Here is a 15755-nt window from a genome sequence, read left to right as displayed (position 1 = left end):
GCCGCATCACACCGGGGCCGCCGCGCCCCTTTCGGGACAGGAGACCTGAATTCATGCCCTCCCCCACGGAACATACCCCGCTGCTGGCGGTGCTGATCGACGCCGACAACACCTCGCCGAAATACACCAAGGCGATCTTCGACGAGATCGCCTCGATCGGCGAAGCCAGCGTGCGGCGGGTCTACGGCGACTTTTCCAGCCAGCAGATGTCGGGCTGGTCGAAGATCTTTGCGGAATTCGGGTTGGTGCCGCATCACCAGCCCGCCAACACGGTGGGCAAGAATGCCAGCGACATCGCGCTGGTGATCGACGCGATGGACCTGATGCACACCGGGCGCTTCGACGGCTTCATGATCGTGAGTTCGGACAGCGATTTCACCCGGCTGGCGCAGCGCGTGCGCGAGCAGGGGCTGGATGTCTTCGGCATGGGCATGCAGAAGACGCCCGAGGCCTTCCGCAAGGCCTGCAAGCGGTTCATCTACCTGGAAAACCTCGAAGGGGCGCCGGGCAAGGCGCCGGGCGAGAAGCCCAAGCAGAGCGGCCCTCTGGACGAGGCGCGCAGCCTGATCTTCACCGCGATGGACGCCATCGAGCAGGAGGACGACTGGTACACGCTGGGCCAGCTCGGCCAGTTCATCACCGCGGCCAATCCGGATTTCGACACCCGCACCTACGGCAAGCGCAAGCTGTCGGACCTGGTGGCCGAGCTGAAGGTGTTCGAGACGCGCCGGGGGCCGGGCAACCAGTTGCAGGTGCGGCGGCTGGACTGAGCCGGGCGGGCGCCGGTCAGGCGCCGTAGCGGGCGAGGAAGGTCTCGATCGCGCCGTCGACCACGCGGGCGATCTCGGCCTCGGAGAACCGGTCCTTGATGCCGAAGACGAGCTGGATCCAGATGTCGGCCTTGCACAGCTCGGCGAATTGCGCGGCGGCGAGGTCGATGTCGTCGATGCGCAGTTCTCCGCGGGCGATGCTGGCCTGGAGATAGCCGGTGAGCGCCTTTTTCATCAGCATCGGGCCGCTCTGGTAGAACTGCCGGCCGAGATCGGGGAAGCGGTCCGACTCGGCGGCGCAGATGCGGAAGATTCGCTGTCCCATGTCCGACAGGACGAAGCCGAGGAAGGTGTGGGCCACCTGTTTCAGCACCTGCCGGGGCGGCTGGGAGAGGTCGATGGTCATCAGCGCCTCGTCGGCCTGAAGCTGGCACTGGCAGCTTGCCATCTCCATGAAAAGCAGGCGCTTGTCGGGGAAATAGCTGTAGAGCGTGGCCTTGGAGACCCCCGCCACCTTTGCGATGTCGTCGACGCTGGCCCCTTCGAAGCCGTCGCGGAGGAAGACCTCGCGCGCGCCGTGAAGAACCTGATCGAACTTGCGACCGCGGCGTACCTCTGCCGGGTGTGTCGGCATCACCGCTCTCCCCTTTTCCGCCATCATAGACCGGACGGTTCAGTTTGAGCAAGCAGTGGCGGTCAGCCGGGGACCGGCGGGGCGACGGGGCGGGTCACCGGGGGCTTGGGCGCGGGCCAGTCGAGGCTGGGGAAGCTGACGTCGGCGGGGCCGGCCCAGGCCGGTTGCGACAGGGCGAGGAGGAGGAGGGCGATCTTGTGCATGGCTTTTCCAAACTGAACCGTTCGGTTCATATATTGGCGCGGCGCGGGCGAGTCGCAAGGGAAAAGTGAACGGATCGGTTCACTTTTTGCACTTGCGGCATTTTGCGGAGGGAGTAGTTTGGAATCGTTCTAAAGAAAGACGAGGGGCAGATGCGCTTTTTCACCCAACGGCGGCACTTCGGCGAGCTGAGCGAGCAGGAGATCCTCGCCCTGGCGATTTCCTCGGAAGAGGATGACGCGCAGATCTACCGCAGCTACGGCGAGCGGCTGCGGGCGGAGTTTCCCGACACCGCGGCGATCTTCGACGGCATGGCGGTCGAGGAGGACGGCCACCGGCAGGCGCTCATCGCGCTGCACCAGAGCCGGTTCGGCAATGTCATCCCGCTGATCCGGCGCGAGCACGTGGCGGGGTTCCATGCGCGCCGTCCGGTGTGGCTGATGCAGAACCTGTCGCTGGAGCGCATCCGCGACGAGGCGGCCAACATGGAGCTGGATGCCGAGCGGTTCTATCTCGAGGCCGCGAAGCGCAGCAGCGACGCGGGCACGCGCAAGCTGCTGGGCGATCTCGCGGCGGCGGAGGCGGGGCACCAGCACACCGCCGACGGGCTGGAGCGCGCGCATCTGGGCGGGGAGGCGCGGGCCGAGGAGGACCGTCAGGCGCACCGGCAGTTCGTGCTGACCTGGGTGCAGCCCGGCCTCGCGGGGCTGATGGACGGTTCGGTGTCGACGCTGGCGCCGATCTTTGCCACGGCCTTTGCCACGCAGGACACCTGGACGACCTTCCTCGTCGGGCTCGCGGCGTCGGTCGGGGCCGGGATCTCGATGGGGTTCACCGAGGCGGCCTCGGACGACGGGGCGCTGTCGGGGCGGGGCTCTCCGATCAAGCGGGGCGTGGCCTCGGGGGTGATGACGACGGTCGGCGGGCTGGGCCATGCGCTGCCCTACCTCATCCCGCATTTCTGGACCGCGACCTCGCTGGCGTGGGTCATCGTGTTCATCGAACTCTGGGCGATCGCCTGGATCCAGAACAGGTACATGGAAACGCCGTTCTGGCGCGCCTCGATGCAGGTGGTTCTGGGCGGCGCGCTGGTGCTGGCGGCGGGGGTGCTGATCGGCAGCGGCTGAGGCGCGGGGCGCGGTCCCGCAGACCGGACCTAGAGGTCGAACAGCAGCGCCCCGGCGTAGGCCGGGGCCAGCAGCGCGCGGCGGAAGCGGCCGAGCGGGAAGCGGCGGGGAACGGCGCGCATGGCCTCGGGGTGGCGCGCGCGCGAGGCTCGGCCCTGCACGAGATCGGCCAGGATCCTGCCCGAGTGGCTGCCCATCGCCACGCCGTTGCCGTGATAGCCCATCCCGGCGAAGAGGCCGGGGTGATCGGGCACCGGCCCGACGAAGGGCGTGAGCGAGGACATGAGGCAGACCAGTCCCGCCCATTCATGCGCCACCGGCACATCGCGCCACGCCGGGAACATGGCGGCGAAATCGGCGCGGATGCGGGCCGATATGGCGCGCGCCGCACGGGGCGTCGCGGTCAGGCCGCCGCGCATGCCGAACAGGAACCGCTTGTCGGGCATCAGCCGGAAATAGTGCAGCAGGACGCGGCTGTCATAGGCCATCTGGTGCGAGGTCCAGCCCTGCGCGGCCAGCGCCTCGTCCGGGATCGGGTCGGTGACGAGGACCGAGCTTTGCACCGGCAGGTAGCGCGCGCGCAGCCAGTCCGGGAGGTCTTCGGAGGAATAGCCGTTGGTGGCGAGGATCACGCGGTCGGCGACGACCTCGCCGCCCGGCGTGGCAAGGCGCCAGCTCCCGTCGCGGCGCAGGGCGGTGACCGGGGTGCGGCCGTGGATCCGCGCCCCGGCGGCGCGGGCGGCGCGGGCCAGCCCGGCGTGGTACTTGCGCGGGTTCAGCGCAAAGCCGAGCGGCAGGGTCAGGGCGCCGTGGAACGGCCCGCCGAGGCCCTCGTCACGCAGCGCCTCCGGCGGGGTGAGGTGGGCGGGCACGCCGTCGACACGCTCGGACTCGGCGGCTTCGGCCAGCATGGCACGCCAGGCGCGCGGGGTATGGGCGATGCGGGTTTCGCCGTCGGAATGGGTGTCGGCGTCGATGCCGTTCCCGGCCAGCAGGTCGCGCACGGTGTCGATGGCGGCGCGTTCCGTCGCCCGCCAGTCGGCAAGGCCCTGCGCCCCGAAGCGGCGCTGCAGCATCGCCGGAGAGGCCTTGGCCCCGCCGAGACAGCAGAAGCCGCCGTTGCGCCCGGAGGCGCCGTAGCCTTCGTGCCCGGCTTCGAGCACCGTGACCTCGACACCGTCGCGCGCGAGGTGGAGCGCCGCCGACAGGCCGGTGAAGCCGCCGCCGATCACCGCAACCCCGGTCCTCAGCGGACCGGTCAGGGGGGAGTCGGCGGGCGTGTCCACGGTGGTCGCCCAGTAGCAGTCGCCCTGCGGCCCGTAGGCCGGGGCTTCGTAGATGCGTCTCATTCCTCGGCGCGGATGGCGGCCTGTTCATCCCGCGCGCGGGAGACGGCGGCGCGCTTGGTGACGAGCGAGGCGGCGATGACGCCGAAGGCGACGATGGCGATCATGATGGTGGAGAGCGCGTTGATCTGCGGCGAGACGCCGAGGCGCACGGCCGAGAAGATCTTGATCGGCAGGGTGGTGGCCGAGGGGCCGGTGGTGAAGCTGGCGATGACCAGGTCGTCGAGCGACAGGGTGAAGGCGAGCAGCCAGCCGGAGATCACGGCGGGCGCGATGATCGGCAGTGTGACGAGGCGGAAGGCCTCGAAGGGCGAGCAGCCGAGGTCGAGCGCGGCCTCCTCCAGCGACTGGTCGAAGGTGGTGAGCCGCGAGGAGACCACGACCGAGACGTAGCACATGGAGAAGGTCGTGTGCGCGAGCACGATGGTGAACACGCCCCGGTCGAGGTTGATGCCGATGAACAGCAGCAGCAGCGACAGGCCGGTGATGACCTCGGGCATGACGAGCGGGGCGTAGATCATGCCCGAGAACAGGGTGCGCCCGCGGAACCGCCCGGCCCGCACCAGCACGTAGGCGGCCATTGTGCCGAGCACGGTGGCGAGGGTGGAGGAGAAGACCGCCACCTTGAGGGTGATCCAGGCGGCGTTGACGAAATCCTCGTCCCGGAAGAGTTCGCCGTACCACTTGGTCGAGAAGCCGGCCCAGACCGTGACGAGGCGGCTTTCGTTGAAGCTGTAGATCACCAGCAGGATCATCGGCAGGTAGAGGAAGGCGAAGCCGAGGGTGAGCGAGGTGGTGTTGAACCAGGAAAAGCGCTTCATGCGGCCCCCCCGTGCGGGGCGCGGATGTTCGACGGAAATGCGGGTGCGCGGCGCCGCGATGCGGGGCGGCGCGGTTGCGGGGTGAAGAAGGCCGGGGTCATCCTTCGGCCTCCCGCGCTTTCTGTTCGTTGCGCTGGAACAGCACGATGGGGATGATGAGGATCAGCAGCAGGATCACCGCCACCGCCGAGGCCACCGGCCAGTCGCGGTTCGAGAAGAACTCCTCGAACAGGACCTTGCCGATCATCAGCGTGCCGGAGCCGCCGAGCAGCGAGGGGATGACGAATTCCCCGATGGTCGGGATGAAGACGAGGAAGCAGCCGGCGATGATGCCGTTGCGCGAGAGCGGCCAGGTGACCAGCCAGAAGGCGTCCATGCGCGAGCAGCCGAGGTCTTCGGCGGCTTCCAGCAGGCTTTCGTCCATCTTTTCGAGGGCCGAGTAGATCGGCAGGATCATGAAGGGCAGGTAGGTGTAGACGATGCCGATGTAGACCGCCGTCGGGGTGTTCATGATCTGCAGCGGTTCGCGGATCAGCCCGAGGAAGAGCAGAAGCTGGTTGAGCACGCCTTCGGTCGAGAGGATTCCCATCCAGGAGTAGACCCGGATCAGGAACGAGGTCCAGAACGGCAGGATGATGAGCATGAGCAGCGTCGGGCGCCATTCCGGGGCGGCGCGGGCCATGCCGTAGGCGATCGGGTAGCCGACCAGCAGCGTCAGCACGGTCGAGACGGCGGCGATCTCGAGCGAGCTGAGATAGGCCTTCCAGTAGAGTTCGTCCGTGGTGAGGAAGGTGAAGTTCTCGAAATCCAGCGCCGAGAAGAAGGCCTTCAGCCCCTCCCAGCCCGCGGTGAGGTCGAGTTGCGGCGTGTAGGGCGGGCGCGACAGGGCCACGTCCGAGAGCGAGATCTTCACCACGATCAGGAACGGGACGAGGAACAGCGCCAGCAACCACAGGTAGGGGAGGGCGATGAGGGTGAAGCGGCGCATGGGTCAGCCCTCCAGCAGGACGCCGCAGCGGTCGGTCCAGTTGACCCAGACCTCGTCCTGCCAGGTGAAGCTTTGCCGGGTGTCGCGTTCGGTGTTGAAGTTCTGCGCCTTGATGATCTGCCCGTTGGCCAGTTCCACGTGGTAGGTGGAGAGGTTGCCGAGATAGCCGATGTCGATGACCTTGCCTCGCAGGACGTTGTCGTCCTCGGGTTTCTCGTGGTGGATCTCGACCTTCTCGGGGCGGACGGCGACGTGACAGGGGCTGCCGTCGGCAATGGCGAGGGGCGAGGCGCAGCGCAGGGGAGGCTGACCTTCGGCCCAGGCGATTTCGTAGACATCGCCGGCGCGGCGGGCGGTGCCGTCGAGCACGGTGACATCGCCGAGGAAGTCGGCCACGTAGACCGAGTTCGGCTGTTCGTAGATCACCGGCGGCGTGGCAACCTGCACCAGCCGTCCCTCGTCCATCACCGCGATCCGGGAGGCGACGGTCATCGCCTCTTCCTGGTCGTGGGTCACGATGACGAAGGTGGTGCCGGTCTTTTCCTGGATGTCCATCAGCTCGAACTGGGTCTCCTCGCGGAGCTTCTTGTCGAGCGCGCCGAGCGGTTCGTCGAGCAGCAGCAGCTTCGGCGCCTTGGCGAGCGACCGGGCGAGCGCGACCCGCTGGCGCTGGCCGCCGGAAATCTGGTGCGGCTTGCGCTTGGCGAACTTGGTCAGGCGGGTGAGGCGCAGCATCTCCTCGACGCGGGCGGCGATCGCCTCCTTGTCGCGGCTTTCGCGCTTGAGGCCGAAGGCGATGTTTTCCCAGATCGACAGGTGCGGGAACAGCGCGTAGCTCTGGAACATCATGTTCACCGGGCGCCGGTTCGGCGGCACCTGGTCGATTTCCTGACCGCCGAGGAAGATCTGCCCGGAGGTGATCGACTCGAACCCGGCGAGCATGCGCATCATGGTGGTCTTGCCGCAGCCCGAGGGGCCGAGCAGCGCGAAGAATTCCCGTTCGAAGATGTTCAGGGACAGGTCGTCGATCGCGGTGAAATCCCCGAACCGCTTGGTGACGTTGCGAAACTCGATGAGGGGGCGCGCGTCGGGATCATCCCACGGAGCAAAGACGGTCTGGGCCATGAAGGACGTCCTGTCTGTCTGCGGTCGGAACAGGACCCGCACCCCGGAGGGCGCGGGTCAGCGGGATCGCGGGATCAGGTGCCCGACTTGATCTTGGTCCAGAGCCGCGTCACGTCGCGGTTCAGCTTCTGGTCGTAGGGCGAGAAGGTGTAGAGGTTTTCCAGCGTCGCCGCGTCCGGATAGATCGCGGTGTCGCCGATCACGTCCTCGATCAGGAATTCCTGCGAGGCCTTGTTGCCGTTGGCGTAGTAGACGTAGTTCGACGCCGCCGCCATGTTCTGCGCATCCATGATGAAGTTCAGGAACTTGTGCGCGCCGTCCGGATTCGGGGCGTCGACCGGGATCGCCATCTGGTCGAACCACATCAGCGCGCCTTCCTTGGGCGCATTGTAGGCCACCTCGACTCCGTTGTCGGCCTCGGCCGCACGGTCGCGGGCCTGGAGCACGTCACCGGACCAGCCGAAGGCGACGCAGATGTCGCCGTTGGCCAGCGCGTTGATGTATTCCGACGAGTTGAACTTGGAGATGTAGGGCCGGACCGACATCAGCAGCGGCTCGGTCTTGGCGATCACCTCGGGATCCTTGGAAACCGGGTCCTCGCCGAGGAATTTCAGCGCGGCGGGGATCACCTCGGTCGGGGCGTCGAGGAAGTAGACGCCGCAGGCGGCGAGCTTTTCCATGTTCGCCGGATCGAAGATCAGCGAGAGGCTGTCGATGGGGGCGTCTTCGCCCAGCACTTCCTTGACCTTGGGCACGTTCACGCCGAGGCCGGTGGTGCCCCACATGTAGTTGATCGAATATTCGTTGCCGGGGTCGTATTGCGCGGTGCGCTCTTCGATCACGTCCCACATGTTGGACAGGTTCGGCAGCTTGTCCTTGTCGAGCTTCTGGAACGAGCCCGCCATGATCTGACGCTGCAGGAAGCTGCCGGTCGGCACCACGACATCGTAGCCCGAACCGCCGGCGAGCATCTTGGTTTCGAGCACCTCGTTGCTGTCGAACACGTCATAGATCAGGTCGATGCCGGTTTCTTCCTCGAACTTCGCAAGCAGGTCTTCGTCGATGTAGTCGGACCAGTTGTAGACCCGGACCTCTTCGGCGTGGGCCGTGGCGGCCACCAGCGCGAGGGTCGCGGTGAAACTCAGAAGGGTTTTGGTCATTGTTTGGCTCCCGTTGGTGAGGTCTTGCCGCCCCGTGGCCTTTGGATTTGATCAAATGTTGCGAGTTGTGGCAACATGAAGATGCTTTCACGCGACGATGACCCTTGCAAGATGGTCTGACGGGTCGGGTGGTCATTCGGAAGGCAGGCGATGAATGTTCAGGCAGACAGCCCACGGCTCCCCGCGCACGAACTGGTGTACCGGCGGCTGAGGGACATGGTGCTTTTCGGCGAACTGGTGCCGGGGCAGCCGGTGACGATCCAGGGGCTGACGGAAACGCTGGGCGCGGGCATGACCCCGGTGCGCGAGGCGCTGCGGCGGCTGATCGCCGAGGGTGCGCTGGCATTTCAGGACAACCGGCGGATCATCGTGCCGGTGCTGCAGGCCGCCGATCTGGACCAGCTCACCGCGGCGCGCGTGGCGCTGGAACCGCTGCTGGCGCGGCGCGCGGCGGCGCGGTGCGACGCGGCGGAGCTCCGCCGTCTGACCGCGACCGACGGGCGGCTGGACCGGGCGATCTCCAAGGGGGACGTGCACGGCTACCTGGTCGAGAATCACCGCTTTCACGCCGAGATGAACGCCATCGCGGGCGCTCCGATCCTGACTGACCTGGTCGCGGGGCTGTGGCTGCGCTTCGGCCCGTCGCTGCGCGTGGTCTGCGGCCAGTTCGGCACCCTGAGCCTGCCCGACCGCCACAAGGACCTGCTCGACGCGCTGGGCGCGCGCGATCCCGAGGCCGCCGCAACCGCGATGGAGGCCGACGTGGTGCAGGGGATGGAGCAGATCCGCGACCGTCTGCCGTGATTCGATTGACAGCGGATAATTTGATCATATTCTCGCGCCAACTCTCCCAGACAGGAAAAGGCGTGGTCCGATGACGATGATCTCTCCCAATGCTCCCACGGCCGAGCTTCAGGCGCTGGACGCGGCGCATCACATGCACCCCTTCACCACCGCGGCCGACCTCGCCAGGAAGGGCGCGCGGGTCATCACCCGCGCCGAGGGCTGCTGGCTGACCGACAGCGAGGGCGAGCGCATCCTCGATGGCATGGCCGGGCTGTGGTGCGTGAACGTCGGCTACGGGCGGCGCGAACTGGCGCAGGCGGCGGCGCGCCAGATGGAAGAACTGCCGTATTACAACACCTTCTTCCAGACCACCCACGTGCCCGCGATCCAGCTTGCCGCGCGAATCGCGGAGCTGGCGCCGGGGGATCTCAACACCGTGTTCTTCGCGGGCTCGGGGTCGGAAGCCAACGACACCAACCTGCGGATGGTGCGCACCTACTGGGCCGAGAAGGGCCAGCCGCAGCGCGATGTCATCATCGGGCGCTGGAACGGCTACCACGGTTCGTCGGTGGGGTCGGGGTCGCTGGGCGGGATGAAGGGGATCCACGCCCAGGGCGGGATGCCGATTCCCGGCATCCACCACATCGACCAGCCGCACTGGTATGCCGAGGGCGGCGACATGACGCCCGAGGAGTTCGGGCTCGAGCGTGCGCGGCAGCTGGAAACCGCCATCCTCGAGATCGGCCCGGACCGAGTCGGGGCCTTCATCGCCGAGCCGGTGCAGGGCGCGGGCGGGGTCATCATCCCGCCGTCGACCTACTGGCCCGAGATCCGGCGCATCGTCGACAAGTACGGCATCCTGCTGATCGCGGACGAGGTGATCTGCGGCTTCGGGCGCACCGGCAACTGGTTCGGTTCGCAGACCATGGGGATCACCCCGCACATCATGACCGTCGCCAAGGGGCTGTCCTCGGGCTACATCCCGATCGGCGCCTCGATCGTCTGCGACGAGGTTGCCGCCGTCATCGGGGCCACCGAGTTCAACCACGGCTACACCTATTCCGGCCACCCGGTCGCCTGCGCCGTGGCGCTGGAAAACCTGCGCATCCTCGACGAGGAGGGCATCGTGGAGCGGGTCCGCACCGACACCGGCCCCTATCTCAAGGAGCGGTTCGAAAGCCTCGCGGATCATCCGCTGGTGGGCGAGGCGCGGATCATCGGCATGATGGGATCGCTCGCGCTGACCCCGGACAAGGCGACCCGCGCGCCCTTTGCCGCGGAGGCCGGAACCGTGGGCTACATCTGCCGCGAGCGGTGCTTTGCCAACAACCTCATCATGCGCCACGTCTACGACCGCATGATCATCTCGCCGCCGCTGGTCATCACCCGGGCCGAGATCGACACCCTGATCGAGCGCGCGCGCATCTCGCTCGACGAATGCCACGCGCGGCTGCTGGACGAGGGGCTGATGGTGGCGGGCGAACGCGGCTGACGCGGCGCCCGGTCGCGCGGCCGGATCTGCGTATTTGAAGACAAGAAGAAGGGGCAGGAGCGATCCTGTCCCTTTTGCCGTCGGGATAGATGCGGTGCCGCCGTGGCCGCGCGCGGTTCAGGCGCTGCGCTGCGGGGCGCCGGTCGCCATGTTGGTGCCGATGTAGGGCCGGCCCGAGGATTTCCACGCGCCGAATCCGCCGCCCATGTGGGCGATGCGCTCCATCCCGGCGGAGAGGCATTCCCGCGCGACGCGATCCGACCGCATCCCCGAGCCGCAATGGAAGACGATGCGCTTGTCGCTCTGACCGGGCAGCTTTTCGGCCTTGAAGAAGGCGAGCGGCATCAGCATCGCGCCGTCCACATGCTCGAACATGAACTCCTGCGGGGTTCGCACGTCGATCAGGACGATCTCGTTCCGGTCGAAGGCCTCGGCCACCTCGTCGACGGTCCAGGTTTCGAGAACCCCTTCGCCCACCTGTTCGGTCTTCATGTCGTATGCCTCCGTCATTCCGCCAGTCGCCGGGAAATGTGGCCCTCGCGGGCGAAAGGGCAAGGGCTGGCCCGCCGCCGACAGCCGCGGGCGGGGCGGAAAACTGACCATCGGAAAGGCAGATGCCGCACCGCGCGCCGGGACCGTGCCGGTTTGAGAGTGCATTTTCCGCGATCTTGGGGTCTTAAGGAGCGAGGGACGCGGCGCGCCCGCGGGACAGGAAGCGGAGACGACACATGCAGGATATGGCGGCGCTGGGAAGCTGGATCGAATTCGCCGTGCGATGGCTGCACGTGATCACGGGAATCGCCTGGATCGGGTCGTCCTTCTATTTCATCGCGCTGGATCTCGGGCTGCACCGGGACCGCAACCTTGCCTCCGGCGCGGATGGCGAGGAGTGGCAGGTTCACGGCGGCGGCTTCTACCACATCCAGAAATACCTCGTGGCGCCGGGCAACATGCCCGACGACCTGGTCTGGTTCAAATGGGAGAGCTACGCGACCTGGCTGTCTGGCTTTGCCATGCTGGTGCTGGTCTACTACCTCGGGGCGGACCTGTTCCTGGTCGATCCGGCGGTCATGGACCTGCCGGTCTGGGCGGCGATCGTGATTTCGCTGCTGTCGCTGTCGGTCGGCTGGCTGGCCTACGATTTCGTCTGCAAATCGGCCTTCGGCGAGAACAACACCCGGCTGATGATCTTTCTCTTCGGCGTGCTGGTGGTCATGGCATGGGGCTATGCGCAGGTGTTCTCTGGGCGCGCGGCGCTGCTGCATCTCGGGGCCTTCACCGCGTCGATCATGACGGCGAACGTCTTTTTCATCATCATGCCGAACCAGCGCATCGTGGTGAAGGATCTGCAGGAGGGGCGCGTCCCGGATGCGAAATACGGCAAGATCGCCAAGCAGCGGTCGACCCACAACAACTACCTGACGCTGCCCGTGCTGTTCATGATGCTGTCGAACCATTATCCGCTGGCCTTCGCGAGCGAATACAACTGGATCATCGCCAGCCTCGTGTTCCTGATGGGGGTCACGATCCGGCACTTCTTCAATTCGATGCATGCGCGCAGGGGCACGCCCTACTGGACCTGGGCCGTGACGGCGGTGCTGTTCCTGATCGTGGCCTGGCTGTCGACCGCCGGTCTGGATGACGATGCGGAGGTCGAGGGCGCTGAGGTCACCGGGGCGGCGCTGAAATACGCCGAGGCCGAGGGCTTTTCCGAGGTCTACGACGTGGTGCTGGGGCGCTGTTCGATGTGCCATGCGCAGCAGCCGGGCTGGGAGGGCATCCTCAAGGCGCCGCGCGGCATACATCTGGAAACCGAAGCCGACGTCGCGCGCAACGCCAGGCTGATCTATCTGCAGGCCGGGCTGACCCATGCCATGCCTCCGGCGAACGTGTCCTACATGGAGGACGCGGAGCGCGCGAAGATCCGACGCTGGTTCAGGGCGGCGTCGGACGGATGAAGCGCCTTACCAGACGCCCTTGAAGACCTGCGAGACCGGCCGGAACCATGTCTGCGCGAACTGGGCGCCGTAGATCGACGTGATCATGTCGTAGGTGATGCGGTTGACGGGCATTGGGGTGATCCCTTGCTGTAAGGCAGTCGATGTGTCGTGCGACTGTGGCACGTTAACTAAATTCGTCTGACATATTGTTAAGATCGGCAATACGACTTTGGTTCCGGTGTTGTCCGGAAGACGCATTCACCTTTGGTTTCGGCTGTTTCAGAATCGCGAGGGGTTTGCTAGGTCTGGTAGGATGAACACCCATACCCCCAATATGCGCCCGGTGATCCGTCAACTCGACGAAGCCGCCATCAACCGCATCGCCGCCGGCGAGGTGGTCGAACGCCCGTCTTCGGCGGTCAAGGAACTGGTGGAAAATGCCGTCGACGCGGGGGCGCGGCGGATTCTCGTCGAGGTTTCGGACGGCGGCAAGAGCCTGATCCGGGTGACCGACGACGGCTGCGGCATGGCGCCGGAGGATCTGCCGCTGGCGCTGTCGCGCCATGCGACCTCCAAGATCGACGGCACCGACCTGCTGAACATCCACTCCTTCGGCTTCCGGGGCGAGGCGCTGCCCTCGCTCGGGGCGGTCGGCCGGCTGGTGATCCGGAGCCGCGCGCAGGGCGGGGAGGGCGCCGAGATCGCGGTCTCGGGCGGCGTGTCGGGCGGGGTGAAACCCTGCGCGCTGAACGGCGGCACGGTGGTGACGCTGCGGGACCTGTTCCATGCGACGCCCGCGCGGCTGAAGTTCCTGCGCAGCGACCGGGCCGAGATGATGGCGATTTCCGAGGTCGTCAAACGGCTGGCCATGGCCGAGCCCTCGGTCGGATTCACCCTGCGCGACGTGAGCGAGGACAAGGCGCGCGTGACATTCCGCGCCGATCCCGTCACCGGCGATCTGTTCACCGCCCTGCGCGGGCGGCTGGCGCAGGTGATGGGGGCGGAGTTCACCGACAACGCCCTGTCCGTCGACGCCGAGCGCGAAGGCTTCCGGCTGACCGGCCTCGCGGCGCTGCCGACCTATTCGCGCGGCTCCTCCGTGGCGCAGTTCCTGTTCGTCAACGGTCGGCCGGTGCAGGACAAGCTGCTCTACGGCGCGCTGCGCGGGGCCTATGCGGACTTTCTCAGCCGCGACCGGCATCCTGCCGTGGCGCTGTTCGTCGACTGCGACCCGCATCTGGTGGACGTCAACGTCCACCCGGCGAAATCCGAGGTGCGGTTCCGCGAGCCGGGGGTGGTGCGCGGGCTGATCGTCTCGGCGCTGCGCCACGCGCTGGCGGAGGCGGGGCACCGTGCCTCGTCGACCGTGGCGGGCGAGACGCTGCGCTCCTTCCGCCCCGAGGCCGGGCCGCTCGGCGCGGCTGCGGCCCCGGCCTCCGCGGCCGCGCCTGCGCGGGTCTACCAGATGGATCGCCCTTCGCCCGCCGCCCGCGCCGCCGCCTTCCGCGCGCAGGCGCCGGCCTTTGCCGACATGGCGGGGCAGTGGTCCGGGCGGGTCGAAGCCTCGGAACCCGAGGAGGCGGGGGAACTGCCGCTCGGCACGGCGCGCGGGCAGGTTCACGAGAATTACATCATCGCCCAGACCGCCGACGGCATCGTCATCGTCGACCAGCATGCGGCGCATGAACGGCTGGTCTACGAACGGCTGAAACGCCAGATGGCCGAGCGGGGCGTCGCCGCACAGGCGCTGCTCATCCCCGAGATCGTGGAGCTTTCGCCCGACGATTGCGCCCGGCTGCTGGGGTTGGCCGGGGAGCTCGCGCGCATGGGGCTGGGGATCGAGGCCTTCGGCGGCAGCGCCGTCGCGGTGCGCGAAACCCCCGCCCTGCTAGGCGAGGTCAATGCCGCCGCGCTGCTGCGCGACGTGCTGGACGAGGTGGCGGATTGCGGCAGTTCGGCGCTGGTGCAGGACAAGATCGAGGCGATCCTGAGCCGCGTCGCCTGCCACGGCTCGATCCGCTCGGGCCGCCGGATGCGCGCCGAGGAGATGAACGCCCTCCTGCGCGAGATGGAGGCGACGCCGCATTCCGGCCAGTGCAACCACGGGCGGCCGACCTATGTGGAGCTGAAGCTGAGCGACATCGAACGGCTGTTCGGGCGCACATGATCCGGATCGGCGAGCATGTCCTGACCTGGCAGGACCCGCTGGTCTGGGCGGGATTGGCCGGGGCGGGCCTGCTGCTGATGCTGGTCCTGCTGCTGCGCGCGGTGGGGCGCGTCTCGAGGCTGGGCTATCCGCTGAGCCAGTTGGCCGGGCGGGTGCAGGCACTGTCGGACGGGCAGGAGCGGCTGGCGGGCGGCCTGCATCACGTGACCGAGGCGGAGGCGCAATCCCGCGGCGTGATGCTGGAACTGATGGAGCGCCGGCTGGCCGAGGTGCAGGGCTCCATGGCCGAGAGCCTGCACGGCACCGCCCGCCGCACCGCGCATTCGCTGGGCGAACTGCAGGAGCGGCTCAAGGTCATCGACCGCGCGCAGGAAAACATCACCCGCCTGTCGGGCGACGTGCTGTCGTTGCAGGACATCCTGTCCAACAAGCAGACCCGCGGTGCCTTCGGTGAAATCCAGCTGACCGATATCGTGTCCAAGGCGCTGCCGCCGGACAGCTACACCCTGCAGGCCACGCTGTCGAACGGGCGGCGCGCGGATTGCCTGATCCGCCTGCCGGAACCGCCCGGCCCCATCGTCATCGACGCGAAATTCCCGCTGGAAGCCTACGAGCACCTGCGCCGGGCCGACACGAAGGATATGCGCGCGCGGGCGGGGCAGGCGTTTCGCCTGTCGGTGCGCAAGCATCTGCGCGACATCGCCGACCGCTACATCCTCGACGGGGAAACCGCCGACTCGGCGCTGATGTTCCTGCCCTCGGAGGCGGTCTTTGCCGAGTTGCACGGCAATTTCCCGGAGGTGGTGCGCGAAGGATTTGCCCTGCGGGTCTGGATCGTCTCGCCCACCACCTGCATGGCCACGCTCAACACCCTGCGCGCGGTTCTCAAGGATGCGCGGATGCGCGAGCAGGCGGGGGCGATCCGCCGCGAACTGGCGCTGCTGCACGCGGATGTGGAGCGGCTGGGCGGGCGGGTCGACAACCTCGACCGTCATTTCGCCGCCGCCGCGCGGGACGTGGCGGAAATCCGCATCAGTGCCGACAAGGCGGGTCAGCGGGCGCGGCGGCTCGACGGGTTCGATTTCGACGAGGGCGCGGAAAAGGTCGTGCCGATGACACGCTCCTGAGGCAGGATTGAGCAGGATCAAGGACGGATGCGGGCGCACCGTCCAGTCTGTTTCAGGTTTTGCAAGGGAGT

Annotated in this window: 15 protein-coding genes; 7 read left to right on the top strand and 8 right to left on the bottom strand. The window is 67.4% G+C overall.

Annotated features, from left to right (window positions below; genetic code table 11):
• Positions 1–53: 53 nt before the first annotated feature.
• Positions 54–770, top strand: a complete 717-nt coding sequence (locus ACN0RJ_RS00145; RefSeq protein ID WP_417720531.1) for an NYN domain-containing protein — start codon at positions 54–56, stop codon at positions 768–770.
• A 16-nt stretch (positions 771–786) separates the two neighbouring features.
• Here ACN0RJ_RS00145 and ACN0RJ_RS00140 read toward each other — a convergent pair whose 3' ends face one another.
• Both ACN0RJ_RS00140 and ACN0RJ_RS00135 read right to left on the bottom strand, forming a co-directional pair.
• Positions 787–1404: a TetR/AcrR family transcriptional regulator gene (locus ACN0RJ_RS00140; RefSeq protein ID WP_417723026.1), complete on the bottom strand. Its 618-nt coding sequence runs from the start codon at positions 1402–1404 to the stop codon at positions 787–789.
• 62 nt (positions 1405–1466) lie between these two features.
• Positions 1467–1607 carry a hypothetical protein gene (locus ACN0RJ_RS00135; RefSeq protein WP_417723025.1) on the bottom strand — a complete coding sequence of 47 codons (141 nt, stop codon included), beginning with the start codon at positions 1605–1607 and terminating at the stop codon, positions 1467–1469.
• A gap of 150 nt (positions 1608–1757) precedes the next feature.
• On the opposite strand from ACN0RJ_RS00135, the gene mbfA reads away from it, so the two are divergent.
• The gene (gene mbfA / locus ACN0RJ_RS00130; protein ID WP_417720528.1) at positions 1758–2732 is read left to right on the top strand and encodes an iron exporter MbfA; all 975 of its coding nucleotides are present in this window, start codon (positions 1758–1760) and stop codon (positions 2730–2732) included.
• A gap of 29 nt (positions 2733–2761) precedes the next feature.
• On the opposite strand, the gene ACN0RJ_RS00125 is transcribed toward mbfA, so the two are convergent.
• From ACN0RJ_RS00125 to ACN0RJ_RS00105, 5 genes are all read right to left on the bottom strand, one after another.
• Positions 2762–4081 carry an NAD(P)/FAD-dependent oxidoreductase gene (locus ACN0RJ_RS00125; protein WP_417723024.1) on the bottom strand — a complete coding sequence of 440 codons (1320 nt, stop codon included), beginning with the start codon at positions 4079–4081 and terminating at the stop codon, positions 2762–2764.
• Positions 4078–4899, bottom strand: coding sequence for an ABC transporter permease (locus ACN0RJ_RS00120; protein ID WP_417720526.1), 822 nt, complete (start codon positions 4897–4899; stop codon positions 4078–4080). Before ACN0RJ_RS00120 ends, ACN0RJ_RS00125 begins: the two co-directional genes overlap by 4 nt.
• A gap of 97 nt (positions 4900–4996) precedes the next feature.
• Complete coding sequence (locus ACN0RJ_RS00115) at positions 4997–5887, bottom strand: ABC transporter permease subunit (RefSeq protein WP_417720525.1); 891 nt, start codon at positions 5885–5887, stop codon at positions 4997–4999.
• A gap of 3 nt (positions 5888–5890) precedes the next feature.
• Positions 5891–7012, bottom strand: a complete 1122-nt coding sequence (locus ACN0RJ_RS00110; protein WP_417720524.1) for an ABC transporter ATP-binding protein — start codon at positions 7010–7012, stop codon at positions 5891–5893.
• Positions 7013–7086: 74 nt separating this feature from the next.
• On the bottom strand, positions 7087–8172 hold the full coding sequence (locus ACN0RJ_RS00105) for a polyamine ABC transporter substrate-binding protein (RefSeq protein ID WP_417720523.1): 1086 nt from the start codon (positions 8170–8172) through the stop codon (positions 7087–7089).
• Positions 8173–8322: 150 nt separating this feature from the next.
• Here ACN0RJ_RS00105 and ACN0RJ_RS00100 point away from each other — a divergent pair, with 150 nt between their 5' ends.
• Both ACN0RJ_RS00100 and ACN0RJ_RS00095 read left to right on the top strand, forming a co-directional pair.
• Positions 8323–8976, top strand: coding sequence for a GntR family transcriptional regulator (locus tag ACN0RJ_RS00100; RefSeq protein ID WP_417720522.1), 654 nt, complete (start codon positions 8323–8325; stop codon positions 8974–8976).
• 70 nt (positions 8977–9046) lie between these two features.
• Entirely contained in the window at positions 9047–10450 is a 1404-nt protein-coding gene (locus ACN0RJ_RS00095) for an aspartate aminotransferase family protein (protein WP_417723023.1), read from the top strand.
• Positions 10451–10567: 117 nt separating this feature from the next.
• Here ACN0RJ_RS00095 and ACN0RJ_RS00090 read toward each other — a convergent pair whose 3' ends face one another.
• Positions 10568–10942, bottom strand: coding sequence for a rhodanese-like domain-containing protein (locus ACN0RJ_RS00090; RefSeq protein WP_417720520.1), 375 nt, complete (start codon positions 10940–10942; stop codon positions 10568–10570).
• Between the two features lie 236 nt (positions 10943–11178).
• On the opposite strand from ACN0RJ_RS00090, the gene ACN0RJ_RS00085 reads away from it, so the two are divergent.
• From ACN0RJ_RS00085 to ACN0RJ_RS00075, 3 genes are all read left to right on the top strand, one after another.
• Positions 11179–12408: a urate hydroxylase PuuD gene (locus ACN0RJ_RS00085; protein WP_417720519.1), complete on the top strand. Its 1230-nt coding sequence runs from the start codon at positions 11179–11181 to the stop codon at positions 12406–12408.
• A gap of 295 nt (positions 12409–12703) precedes the next feature.
• On the top strand, positions 12704–14557 hold the full coding sequence (gene mutL, locus ACN0RJ_RS00080) for a DNA mismatch repair endonuclease MutL (protein WP_417723022.1): 1854 nt from the start codon (positions 12704–12706) through the stop codon (positions 14555–14557).
• Positions 14554–15684, top strand: coding sequence for a DNA recombination protein RmuC (locus ACN0RJ_RS00075; protein WP_417723021.1), 1131 nt, complete (start codon positions 14554–14556; stop codon positions 15682–15684). The genes mutL and ACN0RJ_RS00075 overlap by 4 nt, the downstream gene beginning before the upstream one ends.
• The last annotated feature ends 71 nt before the right edge of the window (positions 15685–15755 follow it).

This window comes from Salipiger sp. (assembly GCF_048261495.1).
GTDB lineage: Bacteria > Pseudomonadota > Alphaproteobacteria > Rhodobacterales > Rhodobacteraceae > Salipiger.
This window is presented reverse-complemented; position numbering and strand designations above follow the sequence as displayed.